The sequence below is a fragment of the Desulfovibrio sp. Fe33 genome, from assembly GCF_028532725.1.
GTDB lineage: Bacteria > Desulfobacterota > Desulfovibrionia > Desulfovibrionales > Desulfovibrionaceae > Pseudodesulfovibrio.
This window is the reverse complement of record NZ_JAQKGU010000009.1, coordinates 54364-77957: the sequence shown is the minus strand read 5'-3', so window position 1 is coordinate 77957 and position 23594 is coordinate 54364. Positions and strand designations below refer to the sequence as shown.

20 protein-coding genes are annotated in these 23594 nt (G+C 61.1%); 6 read left to right on the top strand and 14 right to left on the bottom strand.

Annotated elements, in window-relative coordinates:
* Positions 1-82 precede the first annotated feature (82 nt).
* From PSN43_RS12165 to PSN43_RS12155, 3 genes are all read left to right on the top strand, one after another.
* Positions 83-280, top strand: a complete 198-nt coding sequence (locus tag PSN43_RS12165) for a hypothetical protein (protein ID WP_272700997.1) — start codon at positions 83-85, stop codon at positions 278-280.
* 216 nt (positions 281-496) lie between these two features.
* The gene (locus PSN43_RS12160; RefSeq protein ID WP_272700996.1) at positions 497-1891 is read left to right on the top strand and encodes a sensor histidine kinase; all 1395 of its coding nucleotides are present in this window, start codon (positions 497-499) and stop codon (positions 1889-1891) included.
* Between the two features lie 116 nt (positions 1892-2007).
* Positions 2008-2631 carry a LysE family translocator gene (locus PSN43_RS12155; protein WP_272700995.1) on the top strand — a complete coding sequence of 208 codons (624 nt, stop codon included), beginning with the start codon at positions 2008-2010 and terminating at the stop codon, positions 2629-2631.
* 103 nt (positions 2632-2734) lie between these two features.
* On the opposite strand, the gene PSN43_RS12150 is transcribed toward PSN43_RS12155, so the two are convergent.
* The 4 genes from PSN43_RS12150 to PSN43_RS12135 form a co-directional block, all read right to left on the bottom strand.
* A complete protein-coding gene (locus PSN43_RS12150) occupies positions 2735-3868 on the bottom strand; it encodes an AI-2E family transporter (protein ID WP_272700994.1) in 1134 nt (377 codons plus the stop codon).
* 312 nt (positions 3869-4180) lie between these two features.
* Positions 4181-5389, bottom strand: a complete 1209-nt coding sequence (gene serB, locus PSN43_RS12145) for a phosphoserine phosphatase SerB (protein ID WP_272700993.1) — start codon at positions 5387-5389, stop codon at positions 4181-4183.
* Between the two features lie 184 nt (positions 5390-5573).
* Positions 5574-5732 (bottom strand): hypothetical protein, encoded by a 159-nt coding sequence (locus PSN43_RS12140; RefSeq protein WP_272700992.1) that lies wholly within the window; start codon positions 5730-5732, stop codon positions 5574-5576.
* 12 nt (positions 5733-5744) lie between these two features.
* Entirely contained in the window at positions 5745-6215 is a 471-nt protein-coding gene (locus PSN43_RS12135; protein ID WP_272700991.1) for a bactofilin family protein, read from the bottom strand.
* A 193-nt stretch (positions 6216-6408) separates the two neighbouring features.
* On the opposite strand from PSN43_RS12135, the gene PSN43_RS12130 reads away from it, so the two are divergent.
* A complete protein-coding gene (locus tag PSN43_RS12130; RefSeq protein WP_272700990.1) occupies positions 6409-7080 on the top strand; it encodes a D-lyxose/D-mannose family sugar isomerase in 672 nt (223 codons plus the stop codon).
* A gap of 1350 nt (positions 7081-8430) precedes the next feature.
* Entirely contained in the window at positions 8431-8613 is a 183-nt protein-coding gene (locus PSN43_RS12125) for a hypothetical protein (RefSeq protein WP_272700989.1), read from the top strand.
* A gap of 58 nt (positions 8614-8671) precedes the next feature.
* Here PSN43_RS12125 and PSN43_RS12120 read toward each other — a convergent pair whose 3' ends face one another.
* The 10 genes from PSN43_RS12120 to PSN43_RS12075 all read right to left on the bottom strand — a co-directional run bounded on the left by PSN43_RS12120 (position 8672) and on the right by PSN43_RS12075 (position 22424).
* Entirely contained in the window at positions 8672-10297 is a 1626-nt protein-coding gene (locus tag PSN43_RS12120) for an FmdE family protein (protein ID WP_272700988.1), read from the bottom strand.
* Positions 10298-10733: 436 nt separating this feature from the next.
* Entirely contained in the window at positions 10734-11960 is a 1227-nt protein-coding gene (dsrP, locus tag PSN43_RS12115) for a sulfate reduction electron transfer complex DsrMKJOP subunit DsrP (RefSeq protein WP_272700987.1), read from the bottom strand.
* An 11-nt stretch (positions 11961-11971) separates the two neighbouring features.
* Positions 11972-12745 (bottom strand): sulfate reduction electron transfer complex DsrMKJOP subunit DsrO, encoded by a 774-nt coding sequence (gene dsrO / locus PSN43_RS12110; protein ID WP_272700986.1) that lies wholly within the window; start codon positions 12743-12745, stop codon positions 11972-11974.
* Positions 12745-13125 (bottom strand): sulfate reduction electron transfer complex DsrMKJOP subunit DsrJ, encoded by a 381-nt coding sequence (gene dsrJ, locus PSN43_RS12105; protein ID WP_272701092.1) that lies wholly within the window; start codon positions 13123-13125, stop codon positions 12745-12747. Before dsrJ ends, dsrO begins: the two co-directional genes overlap by 1 nt.
* 6 nt (positions 13126-13131) lie before the next feature.
* A complete protein-coding gene (gene dsrK, locus PSN43_RS12100) occupies positions 13132-14802 on the bottom strand; it encodes a sulfate reduction electron transfer complex DsrMKJOP subunit DsrK (protein WP_272700985.1) in 1671 nt (556 codons plus the stop codon).
* Between the two features lie 45 nt (positions 14803-14847).
* On the bottom strand, positions 14848-15894 hold the full coding sequence (gene dsrM / locus PSN43_RS12095; protein ID WP_272700984.1) for a sulfate reduction electron transfer complex DsrMKJOP subunit DsrM: 1047 nt from the start codon (positions 15892-15894) through the stop codon (positions 14848-14850).
* Between the two features lie 197 nt (positions 15895-16091).
* Positions 16092-16604: an RsbRD N-terminal domain-containing protein gene (locus PSN43_RS12090; RefSeq protein WP_336314038.1), complete on the bottom strand. Its 513-nt coding sequence runs from the start codon at positions 16602-16604 to the stop codon at positions 16092-16094.
* A gap of 249 nt (positions 16605-16853) precedes the next feature.
* The gene (locus PSN43_RS12085) at positions 16854-19409 is read right to left on the bottom strand and encodes a PAS domain S-box protein (RefSeq protein WP_272700983.1); all 2556 of its coding nucleotides are present in this window, start codon (positions 19407-19409) and stop codon (positions 16854-16856) included.
* 217 nt (positions 19410-19626) lie between these two features.
* A complete protein-coding gene (locus PSN43_RS12080) occupies positions 19627-20514 on the bottom strand; it encodes a tRNA (adenine-N1)-methyltransferase (protein ID WP_272700982.1) in 888 nt (295 codons plus the stop codon).
* Between the two features lie 71 nt (positions 20515-20585).
* Positions 20586-22424, bottom strand: a complete 1839-nt coding sequence (locus PSN43_RS12075; protein WP_272700981.1) for a PAS domain-containing sensor histidine kinase — start codon at positions 22422-22424, stop codon at positions 20586-20588.
* A gap of 173 nt (positions 22425-22597) precedes the next feature.
* Between PSN43_RS12075 and PSN43_RS12070 the strand changes: the two genes are divergently transcribed.
* On the top strand, positions 22598-23551 hold the full coding sequence (locus PSN43_RS12070) for a radical SAM protein (protein ID WP_272700980.1): 954 nt from the start codon (positions 22598-22600) through the stop codon (positions 23549-23551).
* Positions 23552-23594 lie beyond the last annotated feature (43 nt).

Genomic DNA, 23594 nt, shown 5'->3' with positions numbered 1-23594 from the left:
AATGTTGAACATGCAACAAGTCTACAACTAGCTGAAATTACAGGCTTCAATGGTTTGGCACGGCCTATGCTAATAGCAAATCATGATTGATGCAGTTACCGTCACTCTCATCATCCTGGCCGTCGTGTTGTTGCGGCGGCCCCTCCTCACCGACCCGGACGCCGCCCCCGGCGTCCGGGAAGACGGGGAACCCAACGGCTTCGAGGCCAAAGTCCCTGTGCCCGTCCGGATGACAAACCCCCATCCCATCCGGATCAAACGGCGCAACGACCGAGCCTGACAGCATATACCATACCTCCCTTGAAAAGCAGTTTCTAACCTCAAAACCCCTCCTCAAAAGCAGACCTCCAACCCCTGAAAGGGCCGCGCAAGCGGCCCTTTCACCGTTTCCGGCGTAACGGAGTTACGGACTTCGCGCCCGCTTTTCTTGTCAGAACCATCCCAAAAGCGTACATATAAACCAAATCCGCATACTCAAACCGCCGGACGTGCGCGAATGAACAACCCCGACACCCACGCCCAGAACGAAAGCCTGCTCGATATCACCGACGAAGAGCGGCTCGCCCTCGTGGAGGAACGCATCGAGGCAAAATTCCTCGACTACGACGGGTACGACTTTTCCCGGCGGCAAAACATCGCCCTGAACATCTTCTTCGAGCTCTCGCAGGAAATGCGCGGCCGGGAAATGTTCTACGCGGTCTGCATGGCCATACCCCATGCCTTGTTCGGCCTGGAATCGACCATGTACATCCTGGAGGACGAGGAGACCTTCGCCCTGGCCGCCTGCTCTTCCGGGAAATGCGACAAGGAGTCCGTACTGCCTTGGAGCGACGTGATGAACCACCGCCTGACAATCAAGGGCGAGAACATGCACATCCCCATCCGGGGAAACCCGGAATTCAACGACATGCTCGCCTTCGAACCGCCCCACAACGTCCTGGGCTGTTTCGTCATGCGCCCCTGCTCCGGCCTACCCGGCCATATCCGCCTCTTCCTCGAAAAATACGTCAACCGCGTCGGCTACCAGCTTCACCACCGCATCATCCGCGCCCGCAACCGCGAGCATATTGCCTTCATCAAATCCATGGTCCAGGACATCGGGCACAACGTCATCGTGCCCAACATGTACTTCAAGCTCTATTTCAACCGGCTCAAGCGCAAGATCGAGGAGCTGCACCTGACCACCACATCCATCCTCACGGGAATGAACAAGAACGCGAACCCGGATCAAATCCGCGAGGGCAACAGGCTGGCGCAGATCGTCGGCGGCATCGAGGCTCAATACCAGGAAATCTACAGCCACTACGAGTCCACCTCGATGTTCCTTGAGACCCTGCTCAGGCGGCAACATTTCGAAGAGGGGCGCTACGTGCTCGACAAGCGGGACGTGAACCTGCGCACCACGGTCGTCGACCCGGTCGTCGAACGGTTCCGTCACCGCTTCGAAGAACGCAACATACGGCTCTCGCTGGCGCATGAATGCGCCGAGGATCACGTGATACGGCTGACCCTCGACCGGGGGCTCATCGCCCAGGTCCTGGACAATATTCTTTCCAACGCCCTCAAATACACGGAAAAGATGCCGGTGAAAGGCGGCGGCAAGGAACAGCGCGTATCCTACGGCTGGAAGATCATCGACGACTTCTTCGGCCCGAACAAGCCCGGCATCCGTCTGTGGGTCGCCTCCACGGGCAACCCGCTTGACCTGAAGGAACCGCTGGAAGTCTTCAAGCCGGGCTTCCGCGCCAAGAACGTGGCCAGCAGACCCGGCACGGGGCATGGTCTCTACTTCGTCAGGCAGGTGGTCGAACTGCACGGCGGCAAGGTTTCCTACGCCCACACCGAGGAGGGCAACGTGTTCTCGTTCGTCCTCCCCTTCGAGCACTCCTAAATCCGCACAGCCGCGAGGCGGCCCGGCGGCGGCGATTCCCGGGCAAGCCCGACTTGACAAGGAACCGGCTTGTCCTGTCAGATTCAAGATAGGCTTTCCCGCAACCCGGAGCCCACATGGAATTGGATACCTATCTGGTGTTTCTGGCCGCCACCGTGGCGGTGCTGCTCATCCCAGGCCCCACCGTGATGATGGTGGTGGGCAGCGCTCTGGCGCAGGGCAGACGCGCCGCCGTGCCGCTCGCCCTCGGCGTGGGGCTGGGCAACGCCGTGGCCGCCGCGGCCTCCCTGGCCGGACTGGGCGTGCTGCTGGCCGCTTCCGCCGAACTGTTCACGCTCTTCAAATGGGCAGGAGCCGCCTACCTCGTCTATCTGGGCGTCAAGACCTGGCTGGCCGAGCCGAATACCGGCTCGGGTCCGAAATCCGCCCAGCCCGCGAAAAACAGAACCCACCTGCTCAACGCCTGCGTCGTCACGGCGACCAACCCCAAGGCCATCGTTTTCCTGTGCGCCTTCCTGCCGCAGTTCATCACCCCGAGCCGCCCCTATCTGCCCCAGTTGCTCATTCTCGAAGTCACGGTCCAGATTTTGACCATGCTTGTGGCCCTGTTCTACGCCCTCCTCGCCGTCCAGGCTCGCCGCCTTGTCGCCAATCCCGGCTCCATGCGGCTCATAAACAGAATCGGCGGCACCTCGCTCATCGGCGCGGGCATCCTCACCGCCGCCCTCAAACGGGCCTAGCCGGTTTCGGAACAATCCTTTCGACAAGACGCGGCCGAGCCGCTCCATCCCGAAGCGGAATGGAGTAGACAGGACCGGGCGGCGGCGCGACGAGCCGCCCACATCAGTTTGTTTCGGAAGGCGGCTCCGCAGGAGCTTCGGCCGCCTTAACGGCCAGCAGGCGACGATAATAGGAGAGGCAGAGGCACGTCATGGGCAAGGCGATCAAAAGGCCCAAAAAGCCGAGGAGCCTGCCCCAAATGGACAGGGAAAGGAGAATGAGCCACGGGGAAAGCCCCAGGCTCTCGCCCTGGATCTTGGGGACCAGCACGGCGTCCTGGATTACTTGGACCACGGCCATGACCGCCACGGCCAGCCCGATGCCCACCCAAACGGATTCCCCCGCCTCAAGCGAATCGAGCCCGGCCAGGAAAAGAACCGGAATCACCCCGGCCACGCCCAGATAGGGGGCGATGTTCAGGATGCCGATGAGCATTCCCATGACCAGCCCCAAAGGCAGCCCGATGAGCAGAAAGCCGATGGACATGAGCACACCGACGAGGAGGCAGACGATGATCTGTCCACGGAAATACAGGCCCATGGTCTTCTCGAACTCGCCCAGAAAACCCGTCACGCTTTCGCGATACCGGGCGGGCAAATAGTCCTGCCACCCGGCCTTGATACGCCCGAAGTCGGCCAGCAGGAAAATAACGTAGAGCAGGATGACGAACACCCCGAAAATCCCGGCCACGGCATTGATCGCGCCGACGGCCACGCCCCGGATGCCCGGAACGACATTCCCGGCGACGGTCTTGGCCGCATTGAGCGCGCCCTGAGCCGTGAACAAATCCCGGACCTCCGGCGACTGCACGGTCTGACGCACCCACGCCCAGATGTCCGGCGGCAGGTGGGCGGCGACCTTGTCGGCCAGCTCGGTGTTGGAGACCAGACGCGACAACACCTGGCCCATGTGCGCGAATTCGTTTATCATCATGGGCACAACCAACAGAAACACGGCAGCCGTGCCCACGACCAGCACGAGCATGGTCAGAAGCACAGCCACGCCTCGGTTGCCCACACGCTTTTCCAGGAAACAGGTCAGGGGGTTGAGCAGATAGGCCACCAGCAAGGCCGCCACGAACGGCACGAGCACGCCCGACAAATACCCGAGCAGCCAAACCATGCCGATGAAGAAACCGGCCCCCAAAACCATCCGCACCACCGAATCCAGGGTGTATGGCTTATCATTGTCGAACATGGCCCCTCCTGCATATTCTGTCAGTATTCGAGCTCCCCTCCCGTCCTTACCAGCCCTCCCCCGTTTAGACAACGCTCACTTCCGTGACGATGCCTTCGATTCGGCCCGGCCCGCGCCCGCCACCCGAAACGCCTTCGCCGCATGGGACAACACCCCTGCGGCGGCCCGCCTCGGGGAGAGTCCTTTTCCTTTCCCCGGCTATTCATGCCTGCGCCGACGCAATGCCTTTGGGCATGACAGGCTTGTAAAGGAGAGAGGGAAACCCCTTATCCAAAGGGTTTCCCTCTCTCCTCACCAGGCGTTTTTCAACGCCTACAGCACGTCGCGGGAGCGCATACCGATGAGGAAGAGAATGGCGTCGAGGCCGAGGGTGGAGATGGCCTGACGCGCGCCCTGCTTGACCTTGGGCTTGGCGTGGAAGGCTATGCCCAATCCGGCGAGATTGAGCATGGGCAGATCGTTGGCGCCGTCGCCCACCGCGATGACCTGTTGCAGGGAGATGCCTTCCTGGGCGGCGATGGACTGGAGCAGCTCGGCCTTCTTCTGGGCGTCCACAATATCGCCAACGGCCCGCCCGGTGAGCTTGCCGTCCACGATTTCAAGTTCGTTGGCGTAGACGTAGTCGATGCCGTAGCGTCGGCGCAGGATGTCTCCGAAATAGGTGAAGCCGCCGGACAGGATGGCGATCTTGTAGCCCACGTTCTTGAGGTTGGAAATGAGCTTTTCCGCGCCCTCGGACATGGGAAGACGGTCGGCGACCCTTTGCAGCACGGATTCGTCGAGGCCTTCGAGCAGGGAAAGCCGTTTGCGCAGTGACTGCTTGAAGTCCAGCTCGCCGCGCATGGCGGACTCGGTGATGGCGACCACCTGATCGCCCACGCCCGCCTCCTTGGCCAGTTCGTCGATGACCTCGGCCTGAATCAGGGTGGAGTCCATGTCGAATGCCACCAGGCGGCGGTTGCGCCGGAAGATGTTGTCCTCCTGGAAACCGATGTCGACCATCAACTGGGAGGATATTTCCAGGAACTTGGCGCGGAGTTCCGCCACGTCCCGGGGGGTGCCGCGCACGGTGAATTCAACGCAGCCGCGCGAGCACTCGTAGTCGTTGCAGTCGAGGGGCACGCGGCCGGAAAGGCGGTATATGGTGTCGATGTTCAGCCCGGCCTCGGAGACCACCTTGGTGATGGCGGCGATCTGCGCCGCGGAGACCGAACGGGCCAGCAGGGTTATGATGTAGCGCGGCCTGTGCGCCTCGCCCACCCAGGAATTGTATTTATCCTCGTCAAGGGGATGGAGCTTCATGGTCACGCCCAGCTCGTGCGCCTTGAAAAGCAGGTCCTTGAGCACCGGCTGGGAATTGGCAGGCAGGCGAATGAGAATGCCGAGGGTCAGAAAGTTGTGGATGACCACCTGGCCGATGTCGAGCACATCCACTTCGTAGCTTGCAAGGACGTCGGACAGTTCCGCCGTCAGACCGGGCCGGTCGCCGCCCGTCACATGCACCAATATGATCTTTTCCATGAAGAGAACTCCCGTGCGAACTTGGGCGGACCTTCTCACATATCGCCCGCGAGGTAAACAGCGTTGGGACGGGCTTCGCCAGGGATACCCGGGCGCGCCCGGCTGTCAACGGCTTGAAAAACGGTCGGCCCGTCGGCGCATGTGCGTCGGCGGGCCGATCATTCGGGCAACCGGAACGAGCCGGTTACTTCTTGTCTTCTTCGGGCTTGGTTTCGCGGATGTACGCCATGCCGTCGGTGAGAGAACGGATGTGGCGCTGCCGAATCAGTTCGGCCTCACGAGCGTCTTCAGTGGTGAAGGCGACGTATTCCCTGCCCATTGTCTCGATAACTACTTCAAACATCGTAAACCTCCGTTAGGCCCCGCCGTCGTCGGAGCCGGTCTTGGCGACGTCAGGTTCGCCGGCGGCGGGCTCTGTTGCGCTGCCGCCGAAATTCGCAGACACGACCTTGGGCTTGGAGGCCATAGTCTCCGCGCCGGTCATGTGGATGGTCCCTTCGACCAGAGCGCCCTGTTCCACAACAAGGACCGATGTGTCAAGGCTGCCCTTGAGCACGCTGGTCTTTTCGAACACGGCCTTTTCCTTGACGTGGACTTCGCCGCGGATTTCACCACAGGAGTTGAGCTGTCCCACGCGGACCAGCCCCTCGATGTAGGCCTTACGGCCCAGGATGAGCACGCCGTCGGTGGTGATTTCGCCCTCAAACCGGCCGTCGATGCGGACGGTGCCGACGAATTCAAGCTTACCCTTGTATTCGGTACCCACGCCCAGGAAGGCGTTCAATTCGGAATTTTCCTTGGCTTTCTCTTGAGAAAAGAGGCCCATATATAATCTTCCTCACACGTTATCGGGCGGCAGGGCCGTCCCGTGTTGCGGTCATAGCGTCAGAGCAGATTTTTCCTATATACCCGGCCGATGCCGAACGCCACCTCTTTTTGTTACGGTGAATGTTACAGAGTCGCCCTTCCGACCCTTGCTTCCCCTTGACGCGGCCAACCGGCTCACCTAGATAGACGACATGAAACGCAGCGAAATCAACACCCTTATCCAGGACGCCAAGGACTTCTTCGCCTCCTTCCGGTTCGCCCTGCCGCCGTGGGCCTTCTGGTCTCCGGAGCAATGGAAGGGCAAGGGCGCGTCAGAAGTGGTCCAAAACCAGCTCGGCTGGGATTTGACCGACTACGGGGCGGGCGATTTCGAGCATCGGGGGCTGATCCTGTTTACCATCCGCAACGGCAACCTCGCCGCCAGACACCCCAAGAAGTATGCGGAAAAAATCATGATCGTCCGGGAAGACCAAGTCTGTCCCATGCACTTCCACTGGGCCAAGACCGAGGACATCATCAACCGGGGCGGCGGCAACCTGGTTATCGAGTTGTACGGCTCCACCCCCTCCGAAGAGCTGGCCCGGGAACCCCTGGCCGTTTCCGTGGACGGCTTTACCCGCATCGTCCAGCCCGGCGGAAAGATCATCCTGACGCCCGGCGAATCCATATTTCTCGAACAGGGCATGTACCACCGCTTCTACGGCGAGCCCGGCAAGGGCAAAGTCCTGGTGGGCGAAGTTTCGTCCGTGAACGACGACAACACCGACAACAGGTTCCATGAACCGCAGGCCCGTTTCCCTGAAATCGACGAGGATGAAGCTCCGCTTCACCTGTTGTGCACCGACTATCCGAACTATGTGTAGGTTTCTTTCCATCGGATGGAAGGGGAAGGCCGCCTGTATGGGCGGCCTTTTTATTTCTTCTTTTTGGGGCGAGGTGTAGCGCGGGTAGGTGCGCCGCGCTTCGCGTTCGACCGTGCGCGTTCTCACCACGTGTTGTTTCGCCTTTACGGCGACTTCCTTTTTTGCTGGCGCAGAAAAAAGGAAGCAAAAACTGCGCTTTTCGGCCCTTTCGGCTCCCGAAAGCAGTGGCCAAGAGCCTGTAGCGGCTTTCGCTGCCCGACAGGATGTCCGCCTACGGCGGACGCAGTCGGCCTACGCTTCGCCGCTTCAGACAGGCTCTAGGCCCCGACTTTCGAACGTCTACCGCGCAAGCGAGTTACAGTCTTCCAACTCAATAAAACTTATTCCCCGCTCTTCGTCCCCAAAGCCGCTACCCAAATCCATCCCAAAGGCGACCCTATCCAACTAGTCCGCTTACGAGCACTAGCCCTGGATCAGCGGCCTAGAAGCCGACCGCGAAGGAGCGGCGGCTCCGGTGACGAGGAAGGAAGGCCTGGCGAGAGTGGGAAGCGGAGCACCGGGAAAGGGCTTATACTTTTGCTCGGATGGAGCCGACCCGAGCGGATCGGATTCTTGCCGAAGATCCCGGGGGCGGCCGCGCTAGGAAAAGGCCCTTTTCTTTCGTCTATTTCTTTTGGGCCAGCAAAAGAAATGGACCCCGCCGGGAGGGCATGGAGGCTGAAGGGGCAAGGCCCCTTCACTGGCTCTCGCGCCAACGACGCGCTTCTTTCCTTCAAAAAAAAGCCGCCCCTTAGGGTGGCCTTCCATATTTGTTTTTTTGGGAGGAGAGCGCGTGAAGGTGTGCCGCGCTTCGCGGCAGACCGTGCGCGTTCTCACCACGTTTTGTTTCGCCTTTACGGCGACTTCCTTTTTTGCTGGCGCAGAAAAAAGGAAGCAAAAACTGCGCTTTTCGGCCCTTTCGGCTCCCGAAAGCAGTGGCCAAGAGCCTGTAGCGGCTTTCGCTGCCCGACAGGATGTCCGCCTGCGGCGAACGCAGTCGGCCTACGCTTCGCCGCTTCAGACAGGCTCTAGGCCCCGGCTTTCGAACGTCTCCCGCGCAAGCGAGATACCGCCTTCCAACGCGGGAAAACTAATTTTAGGCTCTTCTTTCTCGAAGGCCCTCCCCAAGGCGAACGCAAGGCAAATGGTCTACTACGAGCTCTAGCCCTGGATCAGCGGCCTAGAAGCCGACCGCGAAGGGGCGGCGGCTCCGGTGACGAGGAAGGAAGGACCTGCGAGAGTGGGAAGCGGAGCACCGGGGAAGGACCTATACTTTTGCTCGGATGGAGCCGACCCGAGCGGATCGGATTCTTGTCGATGATCCTGCGGGCGGCCGCGCTGAAAAAGGCCCTTTTCTTTCGTCTATTTCTTTTGGGTCCAGCAAAAGAAATGGACCCCGCCGGGAGGGCATGGAGGCTGAAGGGGCAAAGCCCCTTCACTGGCTCTCGCGCCAAAGGCGCGCTTCTTTCCATCAAAAGAAAAGCCGCCCCTTAGGGCGGCCTTCCATATTCTCTTCTCTTTCAATTTCAAAAGTGAGCTACTGAATCAAAGCTTACTTCCCGAACGGACACTTGGGGAACGAGCAGGTCTTGCAGTTCATGCAGAACCCGCCTTCGCCGAAGCGAGCCAAATCCTTGCGGCGGAGTTCCTGCCCGGCCAGGATGCGGGGCAGGACCACGTCAAAAGCCGTGGTCTTGTAGAACAGGGCGCAGGCAGGCACGCCGATGATGGCGGCATTCCGCAGCTTGCCCACCAGGGTCATGGTGCCGGGCAGCATGGGGACGCCGTACAGGTCTCCGTGCAGACCGGCGTCCACCAGGGCCGCCCGCGTGACGTCGTCCGGGTCGACAGACATGCCCGCCGTGGTGACGACAAGCTCGCAGCCGCCTTCCAGCATGGCCGTGGCCGCGCGGGTGATGGCTTCCCGATCGTCGGGCACGATATCGGTCATGTGTACCGTGCAACCGAGGTGAATAACCTTGGACGAGATAATGGGGATAAACTTGTCCTCGATGAGCCCCTGAAAGACCTCGGTGCCGGTAACGAGAATACCGACCTTGGCGGGCTTGAGCGGCAGAATGGACAGGACCGGCCCTTCGCCAAGGGCGGTCAGGGCGCGGCTGAGCTTGTCGCGCGAGATGTAAAGGGGAATGGCGCGGGTTCCGGCCACGCCCTTGCCTTCAGGCATGAGCGAACCGTCGTGCCGGGTGGCCAGCATGACGTCCGGGGAGAGGTTGAACCTGTTCAGCGCGTCCAGGTCGATGGAGAGCATACCGGCATACTCCGCGAAGAAGTTGATCTTGCCCTCTTCCGGATTCGGATCGTAGGTGATGCCGGGACCGGCCATGCGTTTGGCGAACGCCTTGACCGCGTCGTTCTCATGGACCCACTCGTCGCCGGGAACGGCGTCGCCGTCATAGACGTTGAACTTGCCGATGCGTTGCAGGCGGCAGACATCGCCTATATCGAAAACATCCCCGGCCTTGGTGATCGGGCCTTTGGACTCGCCGGGCTCGATGCCGGTCATGTCGTGCACGGCCTTCTTGCCCACGGCCTCCTCGACGGGCACGGTCTTGAGATCCGGCGCATCATCGACGCAGAACGCCCCTTCCATGGACTCGTAGGGAGCCTCACCCTGGCAACCACGGCAGATGGAGCCGTCGGAACCGGGGTACGCCTCGCCGCAGACGGGACAGACATCGATAGTGGTCATGTGCCCATGTCCCAGGTATTTCTTGGAAATGGTCACGGGCCGAATGGAACAGATGGTGTCCCCAGCCTGCTCGATTTCGGCGAAAAGCCGTTCGGTGTCCTGCTCGGCCTTGGGTTTCTCCTTCATGAACCAGGAGCGAATCTCCGGCCAATCCTTGAGCTTTTCCTGATCCACGGCCACGCGGATTCCCTTGCCGGTGTACTTGTCGTACAGGGACACGGCATATCGGCCGAGAAGCTTGACCTTCATCCAGTTATTGCCTGTGGAGCACAGGGTCAGAAGCTGGACCGCGTCCGGCAGACATTTGCCCGACTCGACCATGGCCTCGAACAGCGTACCTTCGGGAAGACGCGCCTTGGCCGCCTCCACCATGTACCCGCCTATCAACAGGCCTGGAGCTGGATATCCGTGAAATTCCTTGGCTTTCTTCTTGAACTCTTCAAAAGTGTACTGGCCAATATTCATGCTTTCCTCGCAATGCGATAAGGTGCTCGGCGCAACCGCCTCCGGTCCTTCCCCTACTCGCCGATTATTAATGGAGATGCACTATGCCACGCACTCGTCAATGTCGCAACATACGCGAACCTTGCCGATTTAAGCACAATGACTCGATTCCCGACGTCCGTAATCCCGCCGCGCTCCCCACAGACCGCCCCGGCAGCCTTGCCCTACGGCAAGTGCGGTCCGGGCAGGGCGCGCGGTCCGCAAGGCGATTTTCCCAGCCATTCAGGCAATAATCTGCGAACACAGGGCGGGGCAACGCGTCAAAGCGGCTCCGCAAAGGACGCAACGGCTTGCGGACAGGTGTTCCCATAAAAATGGGCCGCCCCGTTTCCGGGGCGGCCCTGTTTCAGCCTAGGTGCCTAGCGAGGTGACGTTACGTGGCCAGGCTGCGCCGAGGCTAGGCTTCGGCCGGGGCTTCCTCAGGAGCGCACTCGCAGGTGTCCTCGGAGGAACAACCGCAGTCCAGCTTCTGGGAATGACCCACTTCGGCCTTGACCTCGGTGGCGATCTTAAAGAGCACCGTCACCACCAGGGCGCCGATGGCGTAGACCATCATGGAAACCATGAGTTCCTTGCCGGTGGGCCAGTACGAGGTGATGGTCTCGAACGGCGTGGGGTTGAACCCGCCGATGAGCAGGCCAAGACCCTTGTCGATCCAGGTCGCGACGATCAGGATGCCGAGAGTCCAGGGCAGCAGCTTGTAGTTGTTGCGGAAGCGCGGGGTCACCAGCAGGGTGATGGAGATCGCGGCAAAGGCGATGAAGGTCCACATCAGAGTGACCAGGCCGGAGCTCGCGTGCTCGAACAGGTAAAGGATCGGGTGCATGTGGCCCGGGATGTTCGAGTAGAACGAGGTGAAGATTTCCAGCGCGAAGAAGAACATGTTCACGCACATGGCGTAGGCGATGATCTTCACGAGCGTGGAAATGGCGTTTTTGGCCATCTTGAAGCTGGTGAACTTCTCCGTGATCATCATGACGAGCAGCAGGATCGCGGGACCGGAGCAGAACGCGGAAGCCAGGAAGCGGGCGGCCAGGATGGCGGTGAGCCAGTAGTGGCGGCCGGGCAGGCCCTGGTACAGGAACGCGGTCACGGTATGGATCGAGAAGGCCCAGATGATCGAGATGTAGATGAACGGCTTGAGCCACTGCGGGTGAGGCAGGTGCTGACGGTCCGCCTGCAGGCAGGTCCAGCCCACGAGCAGGTTCAGGAACAGGTAGCCGTTGAGCACGATCATATCCCAGAACAGAATGGAGTTCGGAGTGGGATGGAAGATCATGTTCATCATGCGGGTGGGCTGCCCGATGTCCACGACGATGAACAGCAGGCACATTATACACGCAGCGATGGCCATGAACTCGCCGAAGATGACCATGTGCTTGTTGGTCTTATACGAGTGGAAGTAGTTCGGCAGCACGATCATGACGCCGGAGGCGGCCAGGCCGACCAGGTAGGTGAACTGGGAGATGTAGAATCCCCAGGACACGTCGCGGCTCATGCCGGTGATCGTCAGGCCGTTTATCCACTGGTCCACCAGGGCGGTGGAACCGATGCCAATGAGAACCAGGAGGAACGCGATCCAGCCGTAGTATCTCTTGGAGCCTTTGAGAGCTAATTCAAGCATTCGGAGTCCTCCTAGATGATGTAGTAAACACTGGGCTCAGTGCCTGCCGAGGGTTTACGACGAATGGTGAACTTCTCGCGAAGCACCTTGCGGACTTCGGAATCCGGATCCTTCAGATCGCCGAAGAACATGGCGCCGTTCGATGCCTCCACACAGGCGGGCTGCTTGCCCACGGCCAGACGCTCGACGCAGAAGTTGCACTTCTCGACGACGCCGCGCATACGGGTGGGGAACTCCGGGTTCAGGTTGGCCATATCCAGGTTCAGCCGGGGATCGCCCCAGTTGAACGAGCGGGAGCCGTAGGGACAGCCCGCCATGCAGTACCGGCAGCCGATACAGCGGTGGTAGTCCATGGCCACGATGCCGTCCGGGCGCTGGAAGGTCGCCTTGGTGGGGCAGACGCGCACGCACGGGGGATTCTCACAGTGGTTGCACAGAAGCGGGAAGACGCGCTCGTGAACCTCTTCCGCCAGATGCGGGTTCTCCTGCTCGGGGAAGGAATGGCCGTAGGTATCGTGCCACAGCCACTTCACTTCCTTCTTGCCCTCGATGGAGGGCACGTTGTGGATGTGGTGGCAGACCTTGGCCAGCTCGTCGATGGCTTCGGCAGTGTGCAGCTTGGTGGTGTCGATGACCATGGCCCAATGCTTCGCATGGGAGGCCGTGGCATTGACCTTGACCGGGGAGTGTCCGCCGCTCGAGGCCAGGACCTTTTTGGGGGCCACGGCCAGACCGGCGGCAGCGATACCGGCAAGCTTGATGAAGGTTCTTCTGCTGTTCTTCATTATTTCAAACCCTCCGGCTGAACGTGGCAATCCCAGCAGTAGGGAGAGACACCCGCGTCGTTGTGACACTTGTCGCAGAAGTCGGCCTTGCTGGTGTGGCACTTCATGCAGGTGTTCTGCAGGGAGATGGAGAACTCCTTGCCAGCGTGGTTGGTATAGGTCCTCTTGCCGTCACGCAGCGCCCAGTCGCGCCATTCGTTCAAGAGCTGCATGTGATTGGTGCGCATGTACTCGGTGGATTCGATGCACTCCTTCTCGTTCACGGGCAGCTTGAGCTCGGGTTCCTTGTACTGCTTGGTCATGGTGCCGAGCGCGAAGGGAGCGGTCAGCATCGCGAAGAAGATGACCAGCCCGGCGACGATAGCAAATCCGTTGTACATTTTCATTTATGCATCCTCCTTGCTCGGGGGCGTCCAATCGTCCTCTTCGTCCTCGAAACCGGGGAGGGGTTCCTGCCGCATGTCCATGGTGCGGACCTCGCCCTCTTCGAGAACCAGGGCGTTTGCGACCAGCTCGTGGGTACCGGCGATGGTCACGCCCGGAGCCCAGTAATCGGCCAGCGGGATCAGGGTCGCACGGTCGATAGCGCAGATGCAGGCCATCAGGTTGACGCCGTGCTTTTCCTGCACGTAGCGCAGGGCGTTGCCGCGGGGCAGGCCGCCGCGCAGACGGATTTCCATGATCTCGTCGGTGTTCAGGCCGGAGCCGCCCGCACAGCAGAAGGTCTGCTCGCGGATGGTCGCGGGGGGCATCTCGAAGAAGTTGTTGCACACATGCTTGAGCACGTAGCGCGGCTCTTCCAGCAGGCCCATGCCCCGGGCGGGGTTGCAGGAGTCGTGGAAGGTGACGCGCAGGTGGTCGTTGCGGCTGGGGTCCAGCTTCAGCTTGTTGTGCTTGATGAGGTCAGCGGTGAACTCGGTGATGTGGAGCATCTTGGTGGCCGCCGCGGTGTCGAACACGGTACCGGTGATGGGCGATTTCGGGGTGGTCATGCCGGACCACTGGTTGTCGCCGTTCATGGTGTCCATGTACTGGTGCACCACGCGCCACATGTGGCCGCACTCGCCGCCGAGAATCCATTTACAGCCCAGGCGCTCGGCCTCGGCGTACATCTTGGCGTTGAGCTTCTTCATGACTTCGTTGTTGGTGAACGAGCCGAAGTTGCCGCCCTCGGACGCATAGGTCGACATGGTGTAATCCAGGTCGAGATAGTCGAACAGGAGCAGGTAGCCCATGAAGGTGTAGATGCCGGGGTCGGCGAACACGTCGCCGGACGGCGTGATGAACAGGATCTCGTGGCCCTTCTCGTTCAGCGGGGCCTTGACCCGGCGGCCGGTGACTTCCTCGATGTCGTCGACCATGAAGTCCACGATATCCTTGAAGGCATGGGGCTGAATGCCGAGGTGGTTGCCGGTGATGTTACAGTTGGAGACCGGCTCCATGATCCAGTTGGTGTTCAGGCCGACCAGGTGCATGAGCTCGCGGGCCATCATGGTCATTTCCGCGGTGTCGATGCCGTAGGGGCAGAACAGGGAGCAGCGGCGGCACTGGGTGCACTGATAGAAGTAGATGAACCACTCCTTCAGGACATGCTCTTCCATGACGCGGGAGCCGGTGAACTTGGACAGGATCTTGCCTGCCAGGGTGAACTCGCCGCGGTAGACCGAGCGCATCAGCTCGGCGCGGAGCACGGGCATGTTCTTGGGATCGCCGGAGCCGATGAAGTAGTGACACTTGTCGGCGCAAGCGCCGCAACGCACGCAGATGTCCATGAACAACTGGAGGGAGCGGAACTTCTTGAGCCGCTCGCGGAAACCGTTGACCACGGTCTCCTTCCAGTTGGGGGGCAGCTTCCAATCGGCGTCGGAAGGCATCCATGTACGCGGCTCGCCCCACAGGCCGGGCAGCTTCTTGTCCATGTAGGCGATCTTTTCGGGCTTGGCGGGGTAACACCAATGGCCCGGCGAGAAGTCTACCGGGGTTTCCATCCATCCGGTCACGGGCGGATTGTAATCTATGCTCTTGAAGAGCTCATCTGCTTTGGGAATGTCGGACATATTCTTATCTCCTCGAATGAAGAAAGTATCACCGGATGGTGAACCCTAGGCCTCGGCCTCGTCTTTGGGCACGCCGTTCTCCGGGTTGTCCAGGGGCAGCCCGGCCTCGGCCATGGGCACGCCGAATTCCTTCTCGTAGTCGGCATAGGCGTGCGCCTTGATGTTCGGATCGTTCCAAGGGTTCACATGGTGCTTGGCGCGAGAGTCGTTCGGCAGGTTGCGGGTCGGGGACAGGAAGACGCCCGGCATGTGCATGAGTTTGCTGAACGGGAAGTACGCCATAAGTACGCTGACCAGGAAGACGTGGACGAAGAAGGAGACGGTGACGGTCTCGGGGACGACGTAGTGGAACGTCACCAGACCCATGGTCAACTCCTTGATCGCGATGATGTCGACCTTGGCGAAGTAACGCATGTAGATGCCCGACAGGGCGACGGCCAGGATCAGGAACAGCGGGAAGAAGTCGGAGACGTAGCTGATGTAGTTGATCTTGGCGTTGACGAGCCTGCGGCCCATGAGCAGGAGCACGCCGGCCACCAGGCCGAGGTCGCTCAGGTACATGACCGGAGCGCCGATCTGCAGGATGCCGTCCACGAATTCGAGCGCGCCCACGGGAATGAACGGGATCGGTTCGAGGAAGAGGCGCAGATGCCGCAGGGCGATGATGAAAAAGGAGTAGTGGAAGGTGATGGCGAAGAGCCACAGCCACTTGCTCGATTTGTAGGCGACTACGGGGTAGTCCTTGCCCTCGTGCAGGGACACGGCGGTGTTCCTGAACAGAGACCGGAACGCGAAGACCTCAAGCACCATGCGGAAGAAGGTCTGAGCGCCGGTCTGGGGACAGTCCAGCTTGTTCTGCTTGAACAGTTCGGGGTCAAAGGATTTGAACTGTCCGCCGGTTGTAGGGATGCGGAACGGCACGGCGCTCCGACCCCAGGTGACGACTTTGTATACAAAGCCGATAATGAAGATGATGAACGCCGTCGTCGGGATGCAGACACCGAAGAAAGTCCTCATGTGTGCCGCATCAACCCCGAACAACGGGATCAACACCAGGAGAAAGACGAACAGAAGTGAGTAAAGAGCATTCATCTACCGTCACCTCGCTTGAAGGTTGGACCGCAGGTACGTACCTGAGCGGCCTGCCACTTTCGGGACGCCTTCGGCGGGGCCGATGTAAAGATGCTGAAGATATGCACAGAAGACGGACCCCGGCCGCATGGCCGGAACCCCCACCCCTCGTCATAACTTCGCCCGGCTTTACACCGTGCGCCACACCCGGCGCGTCCCTAATCGGTCGACTTGTCGACCGTAACGTCCGCTACCAATCCGGCCTTCCTGAGCAGACTGCTCTGCGCGCGCTTCACTTCCTCCACGCGGAACCGGAACACCTCTTCGCGACTCTTGCAATAGATGTCGAAAGACATCATGGCCAGATTGTCCACCTTGGCCTCGAATTTGAGCAGCTCGTCCAGTGTGCCATTCTTCTTCATGGGCTGGAAAAACTCGTCGCGAAGGAGTTTTTTCAGCAGGAACACGAAGCTGATGGCCTGAGAGGGGGTGAAATCCTGCACCGCCCTGATGCGGATGAGCCTATCCAGGCTGACGGCGATCCGCCCCGCATCCTGCCACTCAATCAAATGACCGATCAGCTCCCCGGTGGCCTCGATGATGGCCGCCCCCACGGGGTTCTGAAATCGATCTTTCTGCCGGGACCACACTTTCTGGGTTTCCTTGGGGTAGGTCTTGAGGACCAGTTCCGCCCACTTTTCCGACAGCTCGGCCTTTCTTGCGGCCAACATGGATTCAAAAGTCATCATCAACCTGCAACAATCCGTGAATTGGCCCACTTGCGGCCCGACTCCACAGGGGACGGGCGGGGATTTCACGAAAAGGCTCCTGATAAGTTGTGAAAATCGTCACTTAAAACTCAGAACCATATTCCAAACCCATGGGAAAACGTCAAGGTTTTTTCAAGGAAAAACCGGCCAATGAAAAGGGTTCTCAGAGGTTGACGGCCCCCCGCCGCAAACTTCGGAAAAGCTCCCGCGTCAGCCCAGGACAACCCTGTTGCGACCCATGCGCTTGGCCTTGTACAGGGCTTCGTCGGCCCGGTTGAGGACCTCCTCGACCGTCCTGTCCTTGCCGTCCACCCGCGTAACTCCGACGGAGACCGTGAAGGAGACGCTCTGATCGCCCACCTCCACCACGAGCCCGGCCAGGGTTCGGCGCAGCCTTTCGGCCACTTCGGCCCCATCCTCTATATCGGTCTGGGGCAGTATGGCGGCGAATTCCTCCCCGCCCAAACGCCCGAAGATGTCCGAAGCGCGCAGGATGGACGAGACGGAGGCGGCCATCGCCTTGAGGACCATGTCCCCGGCGGCGTGGCCGTAGGTGTCGTTGATTGACTTGAAATAGTCAATGTCCAACATGAGCATTGTCAGCGGCTGTTCATAACGCTTGGCCCGCTGCACCTCAACCCCTCCGAGGGCAAAAAATTGATGGCGGTTGTTGGCCCCGGTCAAAGCGTCCGTAGTGGCCAGAAGTTTCATCTCCTGCTCCAGCTCGATGCGCTTGGTCACGTCGTGAATGACCGAGTACAGCCGCTGCACCCCCTGGACCATGATCGGTCCGGAATAGACCTCGACATCGCGCAGTTCGCCGCTCGCCAGGCGATGACGCACGATGAAGTAGGTCCGCCCCTCGTCCATGGAACGACGCATCTCCGCGAACATCTCATCCGGGTTCAGATCGTTGATCTGGCTCATGTTCATGGACCGCATGACGTCAAGCGGATAGCCATAGAAGTCCCCGGCCGCCGGGTTGGCGTCGATGATCCGCTCGGACTTGGGATCGGTCAGGAGCATGATGGCGTGGTTGTTCTCGAAAAAGGCCCGGTATTGCTTCTCGCTCTCGCGCAGGGCCTTTTCGGCCCCGATGCGCCGGGTGATGTCGCGGAAGGTTCCTTCCATGCCCACGGGCTCGTTCAGGGAATTGAGGACCTGGTGTGCGTTGGCCTCAATGATGATTATGCTCCCGTCCTTGCGCCGGGCGGTCATCTGCACGCCCCGGACGGCCCCCTTTTCGCACAGGGTCTTCCGAAAAACAGCCCGTTCGGAGGGCTGCCGGTACAGGACATCGAGGTTCCTGCCCACCAGCTCGGACTCCTCGTATTGAAGCAGGTTGCACGTGGCCGGGTTGACCATGAGCACGATGCCTTCCAAATCCGTGACCATGTATCCTTCCTCGATGGTCTCGAATATGCGCCGGAATTTCTCTTCGCTGCGCTTGAGTTCGGCCTCGGCGTGCTTGCGGTCGGAAATGTCGCGGATGACGTGGACCACTCCCAGCGTGGCTCCGTCATCGCCTTTGATAAGCGAAACGGATTGGTCGGCCGGAAATATTTCGCCGTTGCCGCGCTTCAGGGACAGTTCAAACAAGGCGCGCTCCCCGGCCTCGAAGACAGCCCGAATCCTGCCCTGAAATTCCTCGTAATGGGATGCGTTGACGTGCAGGTTGCCCACGGGCATCCCCTGCAACTCCGGCTGGGTTTTCTGGAACATGACCTCGGCCGCGGGATTGGCGTCAAGAATGGTCATGTCCGGCGTGAGAATGAGCACGGCCTCGCCCAGGGCCACGAACGTGCTGCGCAGCCACAGCTCCTTCTCGGCCAAAGCCTCTTCGACGGCTCTCGGCTCGGTAATGTCGATGCCCGAAAGAATCAGTCCGACGGGCAGGCAGCCATCATGTCCCAGAGGCCGCCACCGCCAGCGGACCAGCCGGGACTCCCCGTCCCCGCCGATCACCGGGAAGGTGCGTTCCTCCTCATCTTCCAACTGCCCCGAAAGGACCAGACAGAGGCAGTCCCGAATCTCGTCCCTGCTTTCCGGCCGGACCAGGGCGTCGACCCAGTCCCTGCCCAGGAGTTCCTCCTCGGCGTACCCCAATTCCCTGCAACCGGTCCGATTGACCATGGAAATGCGCCCGGCGGCGTCCAGGACGAAGACCATGCTCACGACGACATCCAGGTAGTGGGCCACCCGGTTGCGCTCGCCCGCCAGCTTCCGCTCGTCTTCAACCCTGTCGGAAATGTCGTCGAGAACCACGGCGTACCCGTCATGCCGATCGGAAAAATCCGAGGTCAGGGAGACGGACACATTGAAATGCCGATCGTCGGCCCGGCAGGCGACGGGCACGTCGAGCCTGCAACTGCCTTCGTCCTCCCGAAAACTCCCGGCCTCAAGCGCGCCCACCAGCCAGGGAGCGAGCCTGGCGAGGGGCACGGACGCATGATCGCCGCGGCACCACGCTTCGAGGCCGTCCGCTCCGGTCAGCTCGACTGCCGCGGGGTTCATGACCTCCACCTCGAAATCCGCGTTGAGCAGCAATACGGGGGTGCGCATACTGAGCAACAGGGTGCGCATCCGCGCCGCCGCGATATCCGGCAGGCATCCTTCGCCGCTGTGCGCGGCCGCATAGCGCCCGGCCAGTTCGGCCTCGCAGAAGGCCGCCCAGAACTCCACGGGATCGTCGCCGCGGCTCATGCGGGCGGCATGAGCCCGAATGCGCTTGCGGAGCAGATCGCCGGAGGTGGGGTGATGCGTCAAAGGCTTTGTCCTCGGTGGACGGCATGGACCGTCGTCGGTAGTCGTTATCCATCATCCATCAGCCTGCCGCGGCAGGCCGGATGCGGGCCGAAAACATACTTCTTCAACCCGCCGTTGTCGAGCGGGGCGCACCTTTTTCCCCTTTTCTCCCCGATAACCGCCGCCCCAAAAACACAAAAAAGGCCCGCTCCGGGAGCGGGCCTCAATAGGACTCTTGCTAAACCTCGAGGGCGTCGGGATCGTCATCCGGGAACGCCTCGCCGGGCAGTTCCTCGGAAACGGGACCTTCCGCGAAGGCGTCGTCCTCGGCGGGCACGGCCTCGGGCCGGGGGCGGGAAACGGGCGGCTCCATGTACCGGGCGAAGACCAGGAAGCCGGTGTGAGCCACCATGCGATCGTCCGGACGCAGCCGGTCGGCCACGGGCTTCCAGCGGCGGACCAGGATCTCGAGAACTTCCAGATCGGCGAAGGGGCCGTCCTCAAGGCCGCGCAGCAGATCGGAAACCTGGTTCACCGTGGGCAGCAGGAAACCGCACATGGCACCGGGGATGACCGCTTCCGGAATGGAATGGAGATATTCCCAGGGGGTGCGCACGTCCAGGAACAGGGCGTCCGCCCCGGAATGCAGGAAACCGTCTTCGATATTGCGGTTGACCTGCTCCACGCGGTCGGCCAGGCCGACCCGTTCCAGGTTCTTGCCCGCCAGCTTGTAGAAATCCGCGCGCCGCTCGTAGGTGATGACCTTTCCGGTATCGCCGACGAACCAGGCCAGGGCGGTGGTCAGGCCGCCGGAGCCGGTGCCGGACTCGATGACCGTGGAACCGGGACCGATGCCCAGCTTCATCATCAGGTAGCCGATCTCCTTGGGGTACATGATCTGCGTCTGGCGCTTCACGCCCTTGATGAGATCATGCAGGGTGGGCTTGAGCACGAGATAGGACTTGCCGAGGTGGGTCTCGACGTACTGGCCGTATCCGGCTTCGGCCACTTCGTCCATGAGCAGCTTGCCATCATGGGTGTGGACCTCGCCGCCCGCCTCGAGTTTGCGCAGGTAGCGCTTGCCCTTGTGGCTGATGAGCAGAATGAGCTTTCCCGGTTCGATCATAAATTATATGCCTCCTGAAAATGATGGCCCTGAGTACGGTTCGCGAGGCCGGAAGTCAAGGGAAAGGGGGTTCACGCGCCCGGCAGCGTCACCCGGACGGAGGTTTTGTCCTCCTCGTCCGAGACTGAAAGCCCGATGTCTCCGCCCATGGCCGAGGCCGCCAGCCGGGCCGAATAGGTCCCGAGTCCGGTCCCGCCCTTCTTGCCGCCGGTGGCGTACTTGTCGAAGAACGAGTCGCGCAGTTCGGCGGGTACGGCGCCGGAGTTGTCGATGGTCAGGACCGCGGGGTCGCCCGTCTCCGCGTGGACAGAGACCGCTCCGTCCCTCGGAGCCGCCTCCAGCGCGTTGAGCAGGAGGTTGCCGACCATGGACTCAAGCAGCAGCGCGTTGGCCGGGACGAACAATTCGCCCCCGGCGTCCGGCGAACCGTCGAGCAGGACCTCCACGGCCAGTCCCCTGCCCTCAGCCGTGGCGGCCAGATTGGCCCGGACCTGCCGCACCACGTCCATGAGATCAATGGACTCCGGCTCGTAGGCGTAGGTGCCGATCTCGATCTTGTAGAGATCCAGGGACAGGGCGATCATGCGTAACGCCTTTTCCGCCTGGAACTCGATGGCCTGAAGCATCTCGCGCAACTCGGCGTCCATGCCCTCCTCTTCCAGGAGCAGATACCGGCACACGTTGACGACACCGATGACAGGGGCCTTGAGATCGTGAACCACGATGCGGTTCACGTCCTCGCGCAGATCTTCCAGCCGCTTTTGCTCGGAGATGTCCAGCAGGCTTACCACCAGGCTCTCCCTGCCGTCCACCGTGGTGGCGACCATACTTTTGAACACCGGCAGCCGCCCGCCGTCCTTGGCCGTCAGCCAATTCTCGTCCACGCACGCGCCGCCTTCCCCATTGAACACGGGGCACAGGGAATTGTCGCCGCATAGAATCCCCCGGCAGGGCTTCCCGACCAGCTCGCCGAGAGAATATCCGCTCATGCGCAGGGCCATGGGGTTCGCACTAATCAAGGTTCGCGTTTCGACATCAACCACAAAGACGCCCACGGGCAGGGTGTCGAGGATGCTCTTCAAACGCCGCCTGGCCCGCTCCAGTCCGTCGGCGTGCTCCTTGCGTTCGGTCACGTCCAGGGCGAACGCGTAAAAATAATAGTTCTTCCCATGCCGGTCCCTGGCCATGGCTATGTCCAGACGAACCCAGCGCACGGCCCCATCCTTGCGCCGCATACGAACGACCAGCCCCTGAATGAAATCTTCGGTCCGCGTCCGCTCCACGATGAGCTCCACGTCCTCGGGCTCGACCACATGGGAAAAGGTGTCGCCTTCCAGCGCCTGAACCCGGGCCATTTCCTCGGGGGAATCGTAGCCGAGCATCCGGACGAAGGCCATGTTGCGCTCCACGAACCGTCCGCCGATGAAACCGTGGGAGATGCCCACAGGGCTGTTCTCGAACAGAATGCGGCGGCGCTCTTCCGACATGCGTCCCTCGGTCTCTGCGCGGCACCGGCGTCCCACTTCCTCCTCAAGCTCCCTGGTCCGGGCCAGGAAATGCTCTTCCAGGTCGGCCTTTGCCCGGTCCAGCCTCTCCTGGACCTCGCCCATGGTCCGGATGGACGGCAGCCAGCGCCACAGCCCGATCAGCAGCAGGACAGCCCCGCCCAGCCTGCCGCCCATATCGACCAGGTAGACGCGCAGGCCGGAACCGCCGAGCTCGGTCCAAGCCGGAATATTCAACGCTTCGGCGATCTCCAGAAAGTTCGCGAACAAAAACACCAAAAAGCCCAGTTTGATAAACAAAAAACCGCGCCGACCGTAGCTGACGCTCCTGTCGACGCGGATAAAAAGCCACAAGGCCAGGCCGATGGCGCAAAATCTCAGGGTTGAAAGGACTACTTCAAACACGACAGGCTCCTCCTGGCGACGAGAATCTGCCCCAACCTACGCAAGTCCCGCCGTGGGAACCATTATTTAATTCCAACCGGACGGATATCACCGACGCGCTTGACAGAATCGCAACGGTACTTAATAAGCTGGCAAGGGTTACGGAATACCCACTGCAAGGAACGCGACGCGACATGGCATACAAATACGTCTTCGGCCCGGTAATGAGCGGACGGCTCGGCCGCTCCCTCGGACTCGATCTGCTCGGCGACCGAATCTGTTCCATGGACTGCGTCTACTGCGAGGTGGGAGCCACCAGGGACCGGACCTGCGAACGCAGGGTGTACGTCCCGGCGGCCGACATTCTCAAGGAGCTTTCCCTGTGGAAGGAAGAAGGGCTGGAGCCGCCCGACATGATTACTCTGGGCGGCCTGGGCGAACCTTGCCTGAACTCGGACATGGAAACGATCATCCTCGGGGCCAAGCGGCTCTTTCCGGGGATTCCCGTGGCCGTGCTGACCAACGCCAGCCTGATGACCGACCCCGAAGTCCGGCGCGAACTCTGCGCGGCCGACGTTGTCCTGCCCAGCCTGGATTCCCTGGTAAGCAAAGAATTCGCCAGGGTTAACCGGCCGGACAAATCCGTTGATCCCGAGGCTGTAGCCCAAGGGCTCCTCGCCTTCAGGAAGGAATTCAACGGAAAGATATTTTTGGAAATTTTGCTTGCCGAAGGAATTAACGATTCCGACGAGAACCTCGGCAGGCTACGCATTTTCTGCCAACGGCTTGCCCCCGACCGGGTGGACGTGGTCACGCTGACCCGTCCCGGAACGGTCAAGGGGGTCCGCCCCGTGGACGGGGAGGTTTTAAGCCGGTGGCGCCTGGCGCTCGGAGGCGGGGAAACCCGCGACAAGGAGCGGCGGGCCGCAGGCGGCAAGGAGATGAGCATGGAGCGGATGACCGCTGCCGTGACCGCCTCCCTGAGCCGCAGGCCCCAGACCGCGGAACAGCTGGCCCTGGCCCTTGGGGCGGACCTCGACAAGGTCCGCCTGGCCGTGGAAGCCCTGGAAAAAATGGGCGACGTCACCCGCCGGGATGACCGGGGGGAGACATTCTACCACGGAACGGGCCATGTCATAGAAGACTAAGGGGCGCGCCGGGACCCGACACCCACATTTCTCGTCGAGAGGT